The 16,279-nt window shown below is 44.3% G+C and carries 13 protein-coding genes and 1 other annotated feature; of the genes, 2 read left to right on the forward strand and 11 right to left on the reverse strand.

Going from position 1 to position 16,279, the window contains the following annotated elements; translation table 11 throughout:
• Nucleotides 1–42 precede the first annotated feature (42 nt).
• From OKX00_RS22500 to proS, 6 genes are all read right to left on the reverse strand, one after another.
• Nucleotides 43–3,195 carry an MMPL/RND family transporter gene (locus tag OKX00_RS22500; protein WP_265408927.1) on the reverse strand — a complete coding sequence of 1,051 codons (3,153 nt, stop codon included), beginning with the start codon at nt 3,193–3,195 and terminating at the stop codon, nt 43–45.
• A 15-nt stretch (nt 3,196–3,210) separates the two neighbouring features.
• Complete coding sequence (locus tag OKX00_RS22505) at nt 3,211–3,651, reverse strand: MarR family winged helix-turn-helix transcriptional regulator (RefSeq protein ID WP_256227741.1); 441 nt, start codon at nt 3,649–3,651, stop codon at nt 3,211–3,213.
• Between the two features lie 156 nt (nt 3,652–3,807).
• The gene (putP, locus tag OKX00_RS22510; RefSeq protein ID WP_053356127.1) at nt 3,808–5,274 is read right to left on the reverse strand and encodes a sodium/proline symporter PutP; all 1,467 of its coding nucleotides are present in this window, start codon (nt 5,272–5,274) and stop codon (nt 3,808–3,810) included.
• A 181-nt stretch (nt 5,275–5,455) separates the two neighbouring features.
• Entirely contained in the window at nt 5,456–5,899 is a 444-nt protein-coding gene (locus tag OKX00_RS22515; RefSeq protein ID WP_265408928.1) for a DMT family transporter, read from the reverse strand.
• A gap of 83 nt (nt 5,900–5,982) precedes the next feature.
• Nucleotides 5,983–6,129 (reverse strand): hypothetical protein, encoded by a 147-nt coding sequence (locus OKX00_RS22520; protein WP_265408929.1) that lies wholly within the window; start codon nt 6,127–6,129, stop codon nt 5,983–5,985.
• Between the two features lie 180 nt (nt 6,130–6,309).
• Entirely contained in the window at nt 6,310–7,746 is a 1,437-nt protein-coding gene (proS, locus tag OKX00_RS22525) for a proline--tRNA ligase (RefSeq protein ID WP_416054359.1), read from the reverse strand.
• 62 nt (nt 7,747–7,808) lie between these two features.
• Nucleotides 7,809–8,047, reverse strand: a binding site (T-box leader).
• Between the two features lie 192 nt (nt 8,048–8,239).
• Between proS and OKX00_RS22530 the strand changes: the two genes are divergently transcribed.
• Nucleotides 8,240–9,313: an FUSC family protein gene (locus OKX00_RS22530; protein WP_053356130.1), complete on the forward strand. Its 1,074-nt coding sequence runs from the start codon at nt 8,240–8,242 to the stop codon at nt 9,311–9,313.
• Nucleotides 9,314–9,365: 52 nt separating this feature from the next.
• On the opposite strand, the gene OKX00_RS22535 is transcribed toward OKX00_RS22530, so the two are convergent.
• From OKX00_RS22535 to OKX00_RS22550, 4 genes are all read right to left on the reverse strand, one after another.
• Complete coding sequence (locus OKX00_RS22535) at nt 9,366–10,532, reverse strand: mannitol-1-phosphate 5-dehydrogenase (RefSeq protein WP_265408931.1); 1,167 nt, start codon at nt 10,530–10,532, stop codon at nt 9,366–9,368.
• Between the two features lies 1 nt (nt 10,533).
• Nucleotides 10,534–10,968 (reverse strand): PTS mannitol transporter subunit IIA, encoded by a 435-nt coding sequence (locus tag OKX00_RS22540; protein ID WP_053356132.1) that lies wholly within the window; start codon nt 10,966–10,968, stop codon nt 10,534–10,536.
• 1 nt (nt 10,969) lies between these two features.
• Complete coding sequence (locus OKX00_RS22545; protein ID WP_265408932.1) at nt 10,970–13,090, reverse strand: BglG family transcription antiterminator; 2,121 nt, start codon at nt 13,088–13,090, stop codon at nt 10,970–10,972.
• A 171-nt stretch (nt 13,091–13,261) separates the two neighbouring features.
• On the reverse strand, nt 13,262–15,079 hold the full coding sequence (locus tag OKX00_RS22550) for a PTS mannitol transporter subunit IIBC (protein WP_265408933.1): 1,818 nt from the start codon (nt 15,077–15,079) through the stop codon (nt 13,262–13,264).
• A gap of 472 nt (nt 15,080–15,551) precedes the next feature.
• Here OKX00_RS22550 and OKX00_RS22555 point away from each other — a divergent pair, with 472 nt between their 5' ends.
• The gene (locus OKX00_RS22555; protein ID WP_053356135.1) at nt 15,552–15,842 is read left to right on the forward strand and encodes a hypothetical protein; all 291 of its coding nucleotides are present in this window, start codon (nt 15,552–15,554) and stop codon (nt 15,840–15,842) included.
• Between the two features lie 202 nt (nt 15,843–16,044).
• Here the strand turns inward: OKX00_RS22555 and OKX00_RS22560 are convergent, their stop codons facing one another.
• The gene (locus OKX00_RS22560) at nt 16,045–16,254 is read right to left on the reverse strand and encodes a hypothetical protein (protein WP_265408934.1); all 210 of its coding nucleotides are present in this window, start codon (nt 16,252–16,254) and stop codon (nt 16,045–16,047) included.
• Nucleotides 16,255–16,279: the final 25 nt, after the last annotated feature.

A 16,279-nucleotide genomic window follows, 5' to 3' on the forward strand; every position in this document is an offset into this window, starting at 1 on the left:
AAAAAGCAGCGCACATTCCGTACGCTGCTTTAATCAATATTTCTATTCTTTTTTTGAATCCATAAATGGCCACCAGTTTGCTTTTCCGAACGTTCTTACCATAACCGGGACAAACAGCGGCAAAATGACAAACGCATAAAGCAATAGACCACTTAAAATAATCGTCGCGATTTGCAGCAGCGACAATACCCCCGAAGGATACATCGCCGCGAATGTTCCTCCGAGAATGACAACCGCTGAGATAATGACGGTCCCCATATTCTTCATGGAGGAAAGCATCGCTTCTTTTACGGACAGTGACTTGTATTCGTTAAACCGGTCCATAAGGAAGATGCTATAATCTACTCCCAGCGCTACCAATATAACAAAGGCAAAAAACGGTACCGCCCAGTTGATGCCGGAATAACCCAGTACATTGACAAAAATGGTTTCTGTAAAAGCCATCGCTGTATAAAACGTTAAGACAAGTGAAGCGATAATATAAAGCGGCATAATAAAGGATCGCAGCATGATGATGAGAATAATCGCAATTCCTACTAACATTAAAACAACTGTTCTCGAATAATCAGAAGCCGAGATATCATTCAGATCAGAGTAGATGCTTGTTACTCCGCTGATCCCAACCTGTGCATTCTCAAGGTTGGTACCGGCTGTTGCACGCTTAACCGCTTGCTTGATTTCATCCACCTGTCCGAGCGCTTGCTGTGAATAAGGGTTTTCTTTAAAAATTACATCAAGCGTTGTCAGTTTGCGGTCACCCGGCATATAGTTATCGAACACCTGCTGAAAATCCTTGTTGTTCAGTACATCTTCAGGCAGGAACCAGCCCGCCATCTCCGGGTCGGGTGATGAAGACAGAGAGTGAAGGTAATCGTTGGCAGAATCGATTCCGCCTGAAACCTTTTTAATGCCTGACGCGCTTTGCCCAAGCCCGTCAGAAAGCTCTGAAAGCTGGCGGTCCATCTGTGAAAAACCGCTCTTCAGCTGCTCCTGTCCACCGGCGATTTTAGCTAAACCGCCCTGTACTTCTGGCAGCTTTCCGATAACTTGCTGCTGTCCGTCTGCAGCCTTATTGATTCCTGTTTCTAACTGGCCAAGCCCCGCTGAAATCGAGCCGAGTCCGTCAGCCAGCTGTTTTTGGCCGCCGACTACTTTACTCAAGCCGTCATTGGCTTTCCCCATGTTGGTTTTTACCTTATTCAAATTTCCATTCAACTGGTCCAGACCCGCTGCCAGCTGGCCTAGGCCGCCTTGAAGCTGAGTAAACGTGCCTTTGATGGCCTGGTAATCAGAATCGCTGTTAATGTCTTTGCTTTTATCTGTACTCGTGTATTTTTTTTCTAAATGAGTGAAGCTTCCCTTTAGTTGGGCAAGACTTTTTGAGGTGGTACTCAGCTGCTTTGCCGTTTTGGCATAGCCGCCTTGCAGCTGTCCCAGACCGCTTTCCATTTCTTTATAGCCGGAAAGAAGCTTCAGATTACTTTGGTATAGCAGGTCTGCACTCGACTTCGCTTGCTGCACGCCCTTTTTCAGGTCTCCTGCGCCTTTGGAGCCGTCACGCATTCCCTTTTCGATCTTGGAAAGCGCGCCGGAAAGGTCACCGATTCCTGTTTTAAGTTTGTTAGTGCCTGTCACCAGCTCACCGATTCCATCTGTCGTCTGCTTCATCTTGGGCTGGGAATTGCTAAGCTGCGTGCTTGCTTCGGCCAATCCTCCGCTGATTTTTTTCAATCCGTTGTTGCCTTTTTCTAATCCATTATCCAGAGAAGCTGCCTGATTAGCGACCTGGAGATCTTTCAGCTCCTCGCCGACCGGCCGTGTGGCACTGCGCACCCGGTCCACACCTTTAATCTGTCCGACTTCACGGCTGATTTTCTCAATGGTTGCCAAATACTCCGAACGGTCCATCGGCTCATCATTCTTTACGACAACTCTGGCAGGAAGGGATTCTCCCGGACCAAAGCTGTCAGAGATAACATTAAACGCTTTTACCGAGTTATATTTATCGCCGATCTCATCCAAAGAGTTAAAGGACAAATCTCCATCATAAGTTGCAAGAAAAGGAGTGACGATGGCGGCGACGATAAGAAGCGTAACGAGCGGGCGTTTAAAGGAGAACGACCCTGCAGCTCCCCAAATCCTGCTTTGTTTATGCTCCATCGCGGCTTTAGACGGCCAGAACAGCTTGGTGCCGAGCACCGCCATGAAAAACGGAACGAGCGTCAATAATGCCAGCAGCAGCACCGCGACTCCAATTGCAACAGCTGCAGCAGACTGATAGAGTTTAAAAGTTGAGAAACCGATGGCTGCAAAGCCGATCATCACAGCAAGACCGCTGAAAAATACGGTTCTTCCCGCCGTTTTGTACGTGGTGATAATGGCATCCAGTAAACTCTCATTCCGGCCCATCTCTTCTTTAAAGCGGCTGAGAAGCAGGATACAATAATCTGTTCCGATACCGAACAAGACCGCGACAAGAAAGATCTGTGTAAACGTGGACAGCGGGAAGTTCCATTTATCCACTAAAAAAGCTACGATCGACTGTGCCGCAACATAGCTGATCCCAACGGTAACAAGCGGGACTAGCGGTGCAATAAACGAGCGGAAAACAACGAACAGAACGGCAAGAATGAAGACGACCGTTATGTATTCGGTTTTTTTGAGCCCTTCCTGAGAACTTGCGACCACATCCTCGTCAATCATCCAGCTGCTTGTGTAATAATGCGGTACTTTTACGTCTTTTAATTCACTGTAGAGTGATTTTGAAATGTCAGCCGGCTCTTTGCCGTCAGTTTTAACGGTAACTAAGGAAAGGATGGTCTTTCCATCCTTTGAAGCGAGCTGGTCTTTCAGTTCTTTATTTTTAAAATGTGTTAAAACCTCGCTGATTCCAAGGCCGTTCTTATCCTGTTCCAGTTTCGCTACAGCGCTTTTGACCTCGCTCTTTTCGCTTTCTGTCAGCTTTTTGCTGCTGTGGAACACAAGAGCAACCTGCGATTCATCCTCCGATTTTTCTTTTTTATCCAAATCATTCAGCATTTTTTGGGCATAGCTCGACGAATATCCGTCTGGAACATTAATCTGCCCCTTTTCCCTCACCAGGTCTGCCATATTAGGTGCGAGCAGCGCCAGCCCAACGACAAGTGCCAGCCAGACGGCTGCAATGATCCACTTTCCTTTTAACACCGCTCTCATTCTTTCTCTCCTCCCCTACTCCTCATTCAGTACAGATGCCAGTTTCTCGTACAGGTTCAAGAACGATTCAATCTCTTCTTCACTGAACACCTTAAGAAAAGGAGCAACCACCTCAAAAACTTTCTCATCTGCCCATTGAAAGACCTTTAACCCTTCTTCTGTCAAAGACAAGTACACAATTCTTCTATCCTTTTGGTCTCTTATCCGATCGATATATCCTTTCTCTGCCAGCCGCGTAACAATAGCTGTAATGGCGCTCTTATGTACACAAAACGCCTCTGCCAGCTCAGTCGTCGTGCAGGATCCGAATCTTTTAATATAGCTCAGCGTCATGTGCTGGTCATTCGTCAGCACATCCTGAAGCTGCTCCTTGATCAGGGCACCGAACCTTTTATTTACTGTAAAGGAAGCCGCTTCATACCGGCCAAGTATGCTTTGCCATTTCCCAACATCCATTGTATTCACCCATTTTCCGACTTAGACTATAACTAGTTCAAGAATTGAACTGTTCACGATGATAACTATATGACAGAATGGCGGTTCCGGTCAAGATTGAATTTTCCAGAAATTTAAAAAAGCCGCCCTGTCAGACAGGACGGCCTTTCATACGTCTTATGCAATCTTTTGTGCTTCTTCAAATTCTGATTCGATCTCAGCAGATGGTTTTGCTGTCATCATGCTTACCGCTACAATAACGACGGAGCAAACGATAAAGCCTGGAATAATCTCGTACACTGCTTCAAACGCTTTAATTTGCTCCCAGATAATAACGGTCAGTGTACCCGAAAGCATGCCATAAAAGGCTCCCCATTTCGTCATTCTTTTCCAGTATAAACTTAGAAGAACGACCGGTCCAAACGCCGCTCCAAATCCTGCCCACGCATAGCCAACAAGGTTAAGGATGGTTTTATTCGGATTAAGAGCAAGAACTAAAGCGATCACTGAGATCGCCAATACAGAAAGGCGTCCGACCAATACAAGTTCTTTGTCTGAAGCGGATCGCTTAAAGAACGCTTTATAAAAGTCTTCTGTCATAGCACTCGATGTGACAAGCAGCTGTGATGAAATCGTACTCATAACCGCTGCTAAAATAGCGGCTAGCAGGAATCCCGTAATCAGCGGATGAAACAGCACTTCCGATAGCACAATAAATACGGTTTCAGCCTTTTTCTCACCGAGCCCTCCGCCGTTAAGATTGAAATATGCAATACCAACCAGACCTGTAAACATTGCTCCAACAATGGAAAAAATCATCCAGCCCATTCCGATTCTTCGAGCATTTTTCATCTGCTTGACAGAAGAAATGGCCATAAAACGGACGATGATATGAGGCTGTCCAAAATAACCAAGTCCCCACGCTAAGAGAGAAACGATTCCGATCAAGCTTGTCCCCTTAAAGGCGTCGAGCAATTTCGGATCGATGGATTGAATTTCTGTAAAAGTTGGCCCTGTCCCGCCGAGTTGAAAGATTGTTACGACCGGCACGAGGATTAACGCAATAAACATGATCGTCCCTTGAACAAAATCAGTCCAGCTGACGGCAAGAAAACCGCCAAACAGCGTATACAGAACAACAACACTGGCGGTCAGCCAAATTCCCCATGTGTAATCGAGATTGAAAGCCGTCTTAAATAGTTCGCCGCCTGAAACCATTCCAGATGAAGTATAAAACGTAAAGAAAATCAAAATAACAATTGCTGATGTAATTCTTAGAATTCGGGATGTATCCTTGAATCGATTTTCAAAGTAATCCGGAATAGTAATAGAATTATTTGCTATTTCCGTATACGTACGAAGGCGTGGTGCAACAAAAAGCCAGTTTAAGTAGGCACCCGCTGTCAGACCAACAACGATCCACCCCGCACTTAAACCGGAAACATACATTGCTCCCGGCAGACCCATGAGCAGCCAGCCGCTCATATCAGATGCCCCCGCACTCAGTGCTGTGACTGCAGGCCCCAAATCTCTGCCCCCCAGCATATAATCAGTCAAGTTCGCTGTTCTTCGGTAAGCGAACCAGCCGATCAGAAGCATCCCGGCCATATAAATGCCGATGGACACTATTACCCCATATTCCATTGTTTCTCCCCCTTTTTCCCTTTCGATACTTCTCCCTTTGTTAACGCTTTCAAATTGAACATAAAAAATGCTGCTCCCCGGCTATCTTACCAATGGAAAAGTAACTGAAAAGTAGCTCTATTTAAAAATTTATCACAGCAATTTTTTTTAAACAATGCTTTTATTTAGAAACTACTTGTGCTTAATGCTTGTCCGAGAAAATAAAATAGAGGCCGGCAAACATCAGAACGAGCCCGATCATCCTTTTATACGTAAAATGGACAGGTTCATTGCCAAACCATCCAAAATGGTCAATGACAACACTCATGGTCAGCTGGCCAATGATGACTGCCGTAATGGCACTTGTTACTCCAATCTTCGGAACAGCCATGATAACAATAAATACATAGATGGCCCCCAGCACACCACCGATAAGGTTCCATTTTGGAACGTTCCACACTGTACTGAGACTGCCGTTCCCCCAAATCAGCATAAAAATAAGGAGCATCACGGTTCCCGTAAAAAAGGAAACGAAAGCACCTTCGATTGAACCAATCTTCTTTCCAAGCGTTCCGTTTACAGCCGCCTGCATGCTTTGCCCCATTCCGGAAAACAAAGCAAGCAACAGCACGATGACTTTTGCCATTGCGTTCTCTCCTTGCTCTTTGTTTTTTTTACTATGTACTTTTACTCAACAAAAAACACCACACAGTTGGTGGTGTTTAATTATTAATCTGGCTTAAAAATATATTCTACGAGATCTTGAAACACATTGACATTGTCAGTTAACAGGAACACCGGAAGAAGCAGGAGGGCAAACAGCACTAGAAGATTGGATCCGATTACTCGAACAACTATCTTTTTAAAAGTATTCATTGTTCTCACTTCCTTTTAAATGATTATAACGCCTGTTGCCTAAGTAGTCAAAATATTTCGTGAAGTGTTTTTGATTGATAACTGTAGTTTATTGTTCTGCCAGGGTTTCTAGAAGCAAAATTCTTTCGCTGTAATCTGTTGTTTTCCCTTTTTGTTTTATATCAAAACCATTCGCGTATCTTAATACGCTTTTGCCCAATAGACAAGTTCTGCCGCTTCTTTTCTGCAGCAAACACACGTTTTCGAAATAACCTCCTGCTCAAATGGCATACAGCGGGAGGTCGCGCCTGTCTCTTCCTTTATTTGATCCTCACACTTACGGTCTCCGCACCACATGGCTTTAATGAAACCAGGATTAGATTCCAGCACCGCTTTGAATTCTCCCATGCTGAGGGCGATGTTCGTTTTCTCTTCGCGGTGTGCCTTTGCTTTTTGCAGCAGACCTTTTTGGATTTCTTCCAGCAGAAGCGGAATACGTGTTTCCAGTTCATCAAGAGAAAGGAAGATTTTTTCTCCTGTATCCCTGCGGACCGCAACGGCCTGATTCTTTTCGATATCTTTCGGGCCAATCTCAATGCGAAGCGGTACACCTTTCATCTCATGCTGGCTGAATTTCCATCCCGGTGACTTATCGGATGCATCAATCCCCGCACGGACCGTTTTGTTCAGCTGGTCTTTAAGCTCATACGCTTTGTCGAGCACCCCTTCTTTATGCTGAGCAATCGGGATGACCATCACTTGGACTGGAGCGATTTTTGGTGGAAGAACAAGCCCTCGGTTGTCTCCGTGCACCATGATCAATGCACCGATCAGGCGAGTCGTGATTCCCCAGGACGTTTGGTGTACGTGCTGAAGTTTCCCTTGCTTGTCGGTGTATTGAATGCCAAATGCTTCAGCAAATCCGCTTCCCAGGTGATGTGATGTTCCTGTCTGCAATGCTTTTCCGTCATGCATCAAGCTTTCAATCGTCAGTGTGAACTTCGCTCCGGCAAACTTTTCTTTGTCTGTTTTCCGGCCACGAAGGACAGGCACCGCTAAATACTCTTCACATATATCCGCATAAACTTCAAGCATCTTTCGGGTTTCCTCTCCCGCTTCCTCATCGGTCGCATGGCACGTGTGGCCTTCCTGCCAAAGGAATTCAAGAGAGCGAAGGAAAGGACGCGTGGTTTTCTCCCAGCGAACAACATTGCCCCACTGGTTATACAGCTTTGGAAGGTCGCGATATGAATGAATGATGTTCGCATAATGCTCGCAGAAAAGCACTTCAGAAGTCGGACGGACACAGAGGCGCTCCGCAAGCTTCTCCTCTCCCCCGTGTGTAACCCATGCCACTTCAGGAGCAAATCCTTCGATATGATCTTTCTCTTTTTGAAGGAGGCTCTCTGGTATAAACAATGGAAGATAGACATTCTCATGACCGGTATCCTTAATCTGGCGGTCAAGTTCTTTTTGGATATGTTCCCAGATCGCATATCCGTAAGGACGGATGATCATGGATCCTCTTACACTTGCATAATCGACGAGATCCGCTTTACGTGCGACGTCAGTGTACCATTGTGCAAAATCATCTTCCATGGCCGTAATTTCTTCAACCAGCTTTTTTTCTTTTCGCATCATTATCTCTTCCTTTCTATTGTAAAAACCGTGAAAAGGAACGCAAAAAAACCCGATCCTTTAAAAGGGACCGGGGTATTGGTGGTACCACCCTTATTTACAGACGAATTCACTCTGTACACTCATTTTGGTAACGGCACTTTCCGCAGACATCTTATGAACGATGCCGAACTCCAAGGCAGGTTCGAATGCTGTCTCCCGGAAACCTTTCAGCTGTAAGTTTCCTCTCTTTGGAAAGACGAAGTTTTTTTCTGAAGGAAAGAAACCACTACATTCTACTAATCCTTTTCAACGCTTCTTCTATATTGGATTAAGAAATAATATATTCATTTTTCTGGAAAAAGTCAAGAACCGTTTGCAGAGAATATAGAACTGCATCAATTACTAAGAAACAAGGTTATACTGTAAACAGGTAAGGCTGCTGAACAGGTTTCAGCTCAAGCCTTTTTGGAAAAAACAACTTACAAGACTATGTGCAGAAAGGATAACGCCATTGAGAAAAGGATTGGAAGTCTTTTTACGTCTCGGTCTGACGTTACAAGTATTGAAAACAGCAATCGCCGCAGCCCTTGGCTGGATGGTTTCCTCCCATCTCTCTCAAAATGACTATCCGTTCTTTGCTCCGTTGGCAGCTGTGCTGACGATGCAGGTCACTATTGCTGGATCGATGGAAAAGGCGATCTATAGAGTAAGCGGGGTCATTGGCGGAGTCATTATCAGCATGCTGATTGGGCACTGGCTAAAATTGAACGCGGGATCTATCCTTCTAGTCGTATTGGTCGGCATGGCAGTAACAACGGCCTTCCGGATGCCGGCTCAGGTGGTCTCTCAGGTGTCTGTAAGTTCCATTCTTGTCCTCGCGTTTGGACAAGGTTATGCGCTCAGCCGTATTGTGGAAACGATCATCGGTTCAGCCATCGCAGTACTGACAAATGCTCTGCTCGTCCCTCCCAACACGATACCTGCTGCAGAAGAGCTGCTCTTAAAGTTATCGAATAAGGCATCCATAACCTTAAAAGATCTTGTTCTCCTTTGGGACAGGACGCTCTCTCACCGCCGAGAGATCCAGCAGGAGGTCAAAGAACTGACAGAGCAGAACGAGAAAGGCATTGAAGCTGTTGTTCTCGCCAGTCAAAATCTCCGGTTCACCCCTTTCTTTACGAAGCGGCGCATACGGCTGGAGCACCTTGAAACCGGAATGAAGCATCTGAATCACATTACACTGCAGATTCGCGGCATTGCCCGCGGGATCCGGGATCTTTCCACTAATCTTGATGATCATGCCGCCTCTGAAGAAATCACGCAGTTAAATTTGGCCATTGAACATACGTCAGACTGTATTGCTCATTATGGAATGACGGTCATTGATCCATCCGCCGAAAATTTGTTAAAACTCATCTCAACTGTAAAAGAAGCACAGGAAATTCAGTCTCATTGTCTTTTCATTCTAAAACGCTACGAGTCATTGACGATCCTGCGGGATGTAGGTGCCATACTTACCGATTTAAACCGAATTTTAAAGGAGACTGGCGGACAAACCGTCGTAAGTACAGGGAGAGTGTTTTAAAATCAAAAAGCAGTGAGATCTCCGTTAAGGAATCCACTGCTTTTTGTACTTATTACTTTATTGTGATGCCCGATTTTAATTGATGATAGTGGTTGAGCACGGTTTCAGACAGTATGGACCCTGCTTCAATTCCGGTAAACTGCTCTATAGCTCGTTCGATACCTTTTTCATATATCGCTTCCTGAATAGCGACTGCTTCTGGATCCTCTTTATAATCATAGAGAAGAGCTGAAGCAATGACTCTTGTTAACGAAACTGGGACATCTCCAGTCAGCTGAAGATATTGAACGGCTGGGCTCACAAGACGGTCTGCCGGTCCAAGTTTGCGGATCGGAGAACGTCCAACTCTCGTCACCTCGTCCGTGATATAAGGATTCACAAAACGATTTACAATTTTTTTGATATATTTCTGATGTTCATCAGGGTCAAAGGCATATTTGCTGACAAGCATGCGTCCTGTTTCCTGCAGCGTTTCTTGAATCAGTTCTTGCAGTTCTTTGATTTTCATCGCTTCATCAATGGTTCGCATGCCAGCTTGATACCCGATGTATGCAGCTGCTGCATGTCCAGTGTTCACCGTGAACAGCTTTCGCTCAATATACGGCTTCAAATCCTCTACATAGGTGATTCCTTCGACTTCAGGTCTGCTCCCGATGATTTTCGTCTCATCTACTGCCCACTCATAGAAAGGTTCTACCTTAACCATCAGTTTATCTTCATTGGACTGATTGGGAACGATGCGATCAACCGCTGCATCCGGAAATCCAAAGCGGGAATCAAACAGCTGCTTCTCGCTTTCTTCCAATTTCTCGTAAACTTTTTCTTTTAAAAGTGTACTTCCGCCGATCATGTTTTCACAGGCGATGATATTTAAAGGAGCGTTAGTTGCTGTTATTCTTTTACGAAGTCCTTCAGCAATGGAGCCAGCGATAAACGGAAGAATGTTTGGTCCAACTGCTGCTGTTACCAGGTCCGCATTTGCGATGAGCTCAATTACCTGATCAGGATCTGTTCCGCTGTTAACCGCTGATACATTCCTGATCTGAAGTTCTTCCTGGCTTTTATCCGCAAGAACTACAGTATACTGATTCTTTTCATTCAATAAGTCTACGATTTCCTGGTTTACATCTACAAATACTGTTTGATAGCCTGATTGAAACAATAAGTTGCCAATAAATCCTCTGCCAATGTTACCCGCTCCAAAATGTACAGCCAGCATATTAGTTTACTCCTTCAAAGTAGTCTAGAATCTCTTCTTTTGAACCGGCATTTACGATCCCCAGTACATTTTCTTCTTCAGAACAAACAATGGCGATTTGTGAAAGAATCTCCAAATGCTCATCGCCTTTTCCGGCAATTCCAATCAGCAGTTTCACTTCATTTCCAGGTCCAAATTCCACTCCGCCCGGCACTTGGATAATAGCAATCCCTGACTCCTTGACCGCTTGCTTTGCATCCTCCGTACCATGCGGGATGGCCACAAAGTTCCCCATATACGTAGAGGTCAGCTGCTCCCTCTCCAGCATTTTTTCAATGTATTGCGGTTCAACATATCCATTTTCCACTAACAGGTTTCCGGTTAATCGGATCGCATTTTCCTTGCTCTCCACTTCCGCATTTAATAGGATGTTTTCTTTCGTTAACACTGATGACATATTATCCTCTCCTTAATTCTGTTAGTTTTTCTTTATAAAACTGATCAAACTTTTCCGCCAGATAGGCTGATAGTTTCTGTTCATCCTTTGATTCGAACAGCGCTATGCTTTGTTCGTTTTCAATAATAATGGAACTGATAAAGCTGAGTACCTCTAATCCCTGGCTTGAATACTCGCTGGGCGCAAGCAGAAGCAGTATATTGCCAGCTTCAATGACAGTCTGATCCATGGCGGGCACCCTGATGGCATCTTCCAGCCCATAAATGGTAAAGGAAGGTTTAACGACCTCATCACTGCGTGCATGGTAAAGCACAAGCTCGGTATTCGGTATCCCAAGTCCGCCCAGTTTTTCACGTTCAAACAGTGCAGCAGCAACCTGTTCGCTGCTATGCAGGGCACCTGCTGCAGCCAGAGCTTCACAGGCTTCCTTTAGGATGAGCTCAACGCCTTTCCGGCCATGGACAGGGGTCAGTTTAAATCCTTGTAAGAGGTCCACGATGGAATCGGTATACTTCTTGATGCTCTCCAGCCCTTCCAAAAACTGTTTAGGATCTTTTTCCCCCGTGCTCGTTTCGAGCAAAGCCGAACGCTTCTCTTCTGAATGTGCTCCGGCTGTCTCTGCGATGTATTGCTTAACCTTCTGCAGTTCCTCCTCGTTAGGGATGGGGCTGATGACAATATACGGAGAATGATAATCCGGCAGAAGTATCGTAGAAATGACAAGATCATACTCTTCCGTGTCCATCTTATTCAATTCAAAGAGTGATACATTTTTCAGTTCCTTAATTTCAGGTATTTCCCGTTTCAGTCGAGTCGCAAGCATTTTGGACGTCCCAATACCCGTAGAACAGATCACTAAAGCTTTCAATCGTTCAGCATGGCGCCCGTTCATCAAAGCGGAACCAAAATGCATGACAAGATAGGCCACTTCCTCATCTGGAACATGCAAATCCGGAAAAATAGCTGCGGCCCCATCCTGTACGATGTGAAAGAGATCTTCATAATCTTTTTTAATCTTGGGCATGAGCGGGTTAGAGATCCCCATGTTTTGCTTGATCCGATACAGCGCCGGTTTTAAATGCGTAACTAGCCCCTGAAAGAGCGATGCGTTCCCTAAAAGTTCAATACCGGTCTTTTCACCGACAAACATCATCAGGCTTTTCGCTTTTAAAGCCGTTTGAAAACTCGACTCCTCCAGCAAGTATCCTTTGTCCTGCCTAAGCTTGGCACCTTGCAGATGCATCGTAATATAGCCTACCTCTGCTTCAGGTATGTCGGCATGAATGACCTTCTTCAGCTTTTCAATAATTTTTTCAGCTGCCTTATATTCCGGTGCAGTCTTTAACGTCTCCAGAAAAGCCTCGTCCATATTGATGTTTTCTCCCTGCAGAATTCGTTCGATGGCCAGTGTCAGATGGACGACCAGGCCGATATACGCACTGTCTGCAATGGGATAGGGAAGCTCTTCATTCACTTCTTCAATCGCTTTCTCTACCGTCAATAGCCGGTTCTTTTCAACGAGTCCCAATAACCGCTCAGAAATGGAATCAGCCGTATGAAGAGATTTTTTCTGGATATTTTCTTTTACGATTGATAAGAATTCAGTTTCGTTAAGATTTTGCGCAATGATTTGGCTCATCGCTCTTCTTTTTGCTTTTTCGTCCCCTGTAATTTCTACCCCGTATCCTCTTTTTCTAACGAGGGTCAGATCAAATTCAAGCAGACGGCTTTCTAATTTTGTTAAATCATTGCTGATCGTAGCGATGGTCACGTTTAAATCATGAGCCAGTGAGACAAGCTTAACCGGTTCCTTCGCTTCCAGAAGGGAACAAAAAATCATGGTCTGCCGCTCTTCAGGCGTGTACTCGTTATACGATAAATGAAACAGCGCCAGCTTCAGTTCTTCCATTCTATGTTCGTCCCCGATGATCTGTATACCCACTCCTGATTTTTTGATCAGCTCCAGTTCATACTCTTTTAGCGTATTTTCAAGTTCTTTTAGATCACGGTGGATCGTCCGGGTACTCACATCAATTTCATCCGCAAGATCCTTGACCGTCATCTCTTCTTTTTTAGATAATAAGATTTCAAATATCAGTCGTTCTCTTGCCGATATATACATGTTCTTCACTCCACGTTAATGACAATATTTAATTTGTATACCCTTAATTAAATAATAAAGCCACGCCGTTCCTTAATACAACGAAATGAAAAGCCGATTTCGTCATCATCATTGTTGCCATGATTTAAAAAGTATAGAAAAAGTCCGATTCCTGGGAACCGGACTTTTCGATTAGTGCAGGCTTTTGGCTGCTTTTAACTTCTCAAGCAGTTCTTCATATTTCGGTGAGTTTAAAAAGTTCTCAACTGAAATATGTTTTGCGCCCGGTAGTTTAGCTTTTGCACGATCGGTTAAATCTTTGTGGGTGATGACCAAGTCTGCATCAGCGGGCAGATTGGTAATCGAAGTATTGGACACGGAAACATCCAGCCCTGCTTTTTGAACTTTATTTTTGAGTATAGAAGCTCCCATCGCACTCGAACCCATACCCGCATCACAGGCAAAGATAATTTTCGAAACGTCTTCATACTCGTTTTCTGCGATTGGCATACCTTCAGGCTCGGCAGGTGCTGTTGTACCTTTGCTTTCTACTAACTCATTCAGCAGTTTTTCATATTTAGGACTGTTCAAGAAATTTTCTACTGAAATGTGTTCGGCATTCGGCAGTTTTGCTTTCGCCCTGTCTGTTAAATCTTTATGCGTAATGACGATATCTGCATCAGGGGGAATATTCGTAATCGATGTATTAGACACCGATACATCCAGTCCCGCTTTTCGTGCTTTGTTTTTTAAGATTGATGCGCCCATTGCACTTGAACCCATGCCTGCATCACAAGCGAAAATAATCTTTTGAACGTCGGCACGGCTTTTTTCTACAGCGATGTGGTGCCTGGCACCACCAGACGTTTGTTGCGCTTGCGTTTCTTTCGGTTGGACAAGTGATGAAGCACGGCTTTCTTTTCCTTTAAGTGCAGATGTTTTTTCTGTCGCTTTTGTCAAATCATCTTCATCTGTTTGTTTGGAAGATTTTAAGATGACAGAAGAAATCAAGAAGGATACGGCTGCCGCAACCAGAACTCCAGCTATGACCCCAAGGTAGTGTCCTCTCGGTGTCATGGCAATAAGAGCAAAGATACTTCCTGGTGACGGAGCGGCTACCAATCCTGCGTCAAACAGCAAGAAAGTGAATACACCGGAAGCACCGCCTCCGATTACCGCTAAAAGAAGTAACGGTCTCATCAGAATATACGGGAAGTAAATCTCATGAATCCCGCCAAGGAAATGGATAATGGCAGCCCCTGGTGCCGATTGTTTCGACATTCCTTTTCCAAAAAGGATGTAAGCCAATAGGACACCCAGCCCTGGTCCCGGATTGGATTCCAACAAGAACAGAATGGATTTTCCTGCTTTGGTGGCTTGCTCAATTCCCAGCGGGCTTAAGATCCCATGGTTAATGGCATTGTTTAAGAATAACACTTTTGCTGGTTCGATAAAGATGCTGGCCAGCGGCAGCAAGTGTGCGTCTACAATAGCCTGTACTCCTGCAGCAAGCGTTTTGTTTAACGTTAATACAACCGGTCCAATTCCTTTGTAGGCAATGATCGTTAAAATTCCGGCAATAATCCCGGCGGAAAAGTTATTCACGAGCATCTCGAAGCCGGATTTCACTTTTCCTTCAATCATCTTGTCAAACTTCTTAATGGCATACCCGCCAAGAGGCCCCATAATCATGGCACCTAGAAGCATTGGAATGTCAGCTCCGACAATAACCCCCATCGTTGCCGTGGCACCAACGACACCGCCTCGCAGGTCATAAACGATGCGTCCGCCTGAAAATCCGATAAGCAGCGGCAGCAAGTAAGTGATCATCGGGCTAACCAGTTTTGCCATATCTTCATTTGGAATCCATCCTGTAGGAATGAATAATGCCGTGATGATTCCCCAGGCGATGAACGCCCCTATGTTTGGCATGATCATACCGCTCAAATAGCTGCCAAACCGCTGTATTTTTACTTTAGCGCCTGTCTTTGTCTGTTCAGAACTTGCCATATCAATCGAAACCCCTTTCCTATTTGGTACTATTCGTACAATCTATAGGTCTTATGCTCTAATAATAAAGCGTTTACACACCATTTTTCAATTCAAAGAAAAGGGCATTTTGTCACCATACTTGTTGTCATGTTTAAAACATAAAAAAAGCTGCCATCCATAAATACCATCTGGAAAGCCTTATTCAAAATCTAAAATTTCTTTACGCAGCTTGTCCTCGTCCTTTTTCTTCATTAGACTCACCTCCTGGAACAATTACCTTTGGCTCATTTTCGTGATTATTTATGCCTCTTGTTCTATAAACTCGCGGAGCTTAAACACACCTTCAAATAACATCTCAGCACTATTCTGATCAAATAATATCTATATATATTGGTGCTGGTTAAAATTACAAAGGATTTGACCAACAGCAATTCATCCTGAGGCAGCGAATGATTATAGGGAAAATCTACATAAAGGAGCTGGTGTAGGAGTGTACGCTGCAGGAGTAATTGACGAAGCAAAAATCCCTTCATTTAAGACTCATGAACAGGCAAAGTTATGGTTTAAAGAAAAGTATGGCGATGCTTTTCAGCTCTCAAATGTTGAGCCGATCGATGGCCAGCAATGCTATTCCTATGTGCTGATCTTAGATGTGCACACTTACATACGTGGACAGGCTGATTTAAAAGAGCATGGAATAATGAAAGATGCACTGAAATATTTAAGTAGCCATCAATCTATTTATATTACGGATGATGGAAGCGTTCACTTCGTTAATTAAATGATAATTGTGAACGATTCATATGTATTTAGATGTTATTTCAGTTATAATTAATTTTAAGCCACTTTAAACTTGTTCACCGACGGGTTTAATTTGAAGACACCATTTATAAAAAAGAATTGAGAATTGTGGATAACCACAAAGAAGTACATAGGATTAAGTTGTCTGATTTAGTTGATGTAAAAATAACTTGAAATAATTACTACAAAAAAAGGGGCTGTCCTGAAAGTCGAAAATTGACCTTCAGCAGCTCCTTTTTGGCTTGAAAATCTTCAATGAAAAGTTGATTGAAGTGGATGGTGCGAGACTCCTCGAAAATGAACTTCACTTTTTCTTCGTGCGATAAAAAGCTGCCGGACCCCCCCTTGTCCTGAGGGACTAGCGTGACAGGTGAGCCTGGCACGGAAATCAACAGCTTACAGACTTCTTGGACAGCC

Origin of the sequence: Fictibacillus sp. KU28468 (assembly GCF_026153615.1) — a bacterium.
Lineage (GTDB): Bacteria > Bacillota > Bacilli > Bacillales > Fictibacillaceae > Fictibacillus_C > Fictibacillus_C marinisediminis.

What these genes read in the sequence shown, in the direction of transcription:
- OKX00_RS22540 (WP_053356132.1), bottom strand. Translation starts at nt 10,968, where the DNA reads ATGTCATCAGTGTTAACGAAAGAAAACATCCTATTAAATGCGGAAGTG.
- OKX00_RS22545 (WP_265408932.1), bottom strand. Translation starts at nt 13,090, where the DNA reads ATGTATATATCGGCAAGAGAACGACTGATATTTGAAATCTTATTATCT.
- OKX00_RS22500 (WP_265408927.1), bottom strand. Translation starts at nt 3,195, where the DNA reads ATGAGAGCGGTGTTAAAAGGAAAGTGGATCATTGCAGCCGTCTGGCTG.
- OKX00_RS22535 (WP_265408931.1), bottom strand. Translation starts at nt 10,532, where the DNA reads ATGCTGGCTGTACATTTTGGAGCGGGTAACATTGGCAGAGGATTTATT.
- OKX00_RS22550 (WP_265408933.1), bottom strand. Translation starts at nt 15,079, where the DNA reads ATGGCAAGTTCTGAACAGACAAAGACAGGCGCTAAAGTAAAAATACAG.
- putP (WP_053356127.1), bottom strand. Translation starts at nt 5,274, where the DNA reads ATGGAATATGGGGTAATAGTGTCCATCGGCATTTATATGGCCGGGATG.
- OKX00_RS22515 (WP_265408928.1), bottom strand. Translation starts at nt 5,899, where the DNA reads ATGGCAAAAGTCATCGTGCTGTTGCTTGCTTTGTTTTCCGGAATGGGG.
- OKX00_RS22520 (WP_265408929.1), bottom strand. Translation starts at nt 6,129, where the DNA reads ATGAATACTTTTAAAAAGATAGTTGTTCGAGTAATCGGATCCAATCTT.
- proS (WP_416054359.1), bottom strand. Translation starts at nt 7,746, where the DNA reads ATGCGAAAAGAAAAAAAGCTGGTTGAAGAAATTACGGCCATGGAAGAT.
- OKX00_RS22505 (WP_256227741.1), bottom strand. Translation starts at nt 3,651, where the DNA reads ATGGATGTTGGGAAATGGCAAAGCATACTTGGCCGGTATGAAGCGGCT.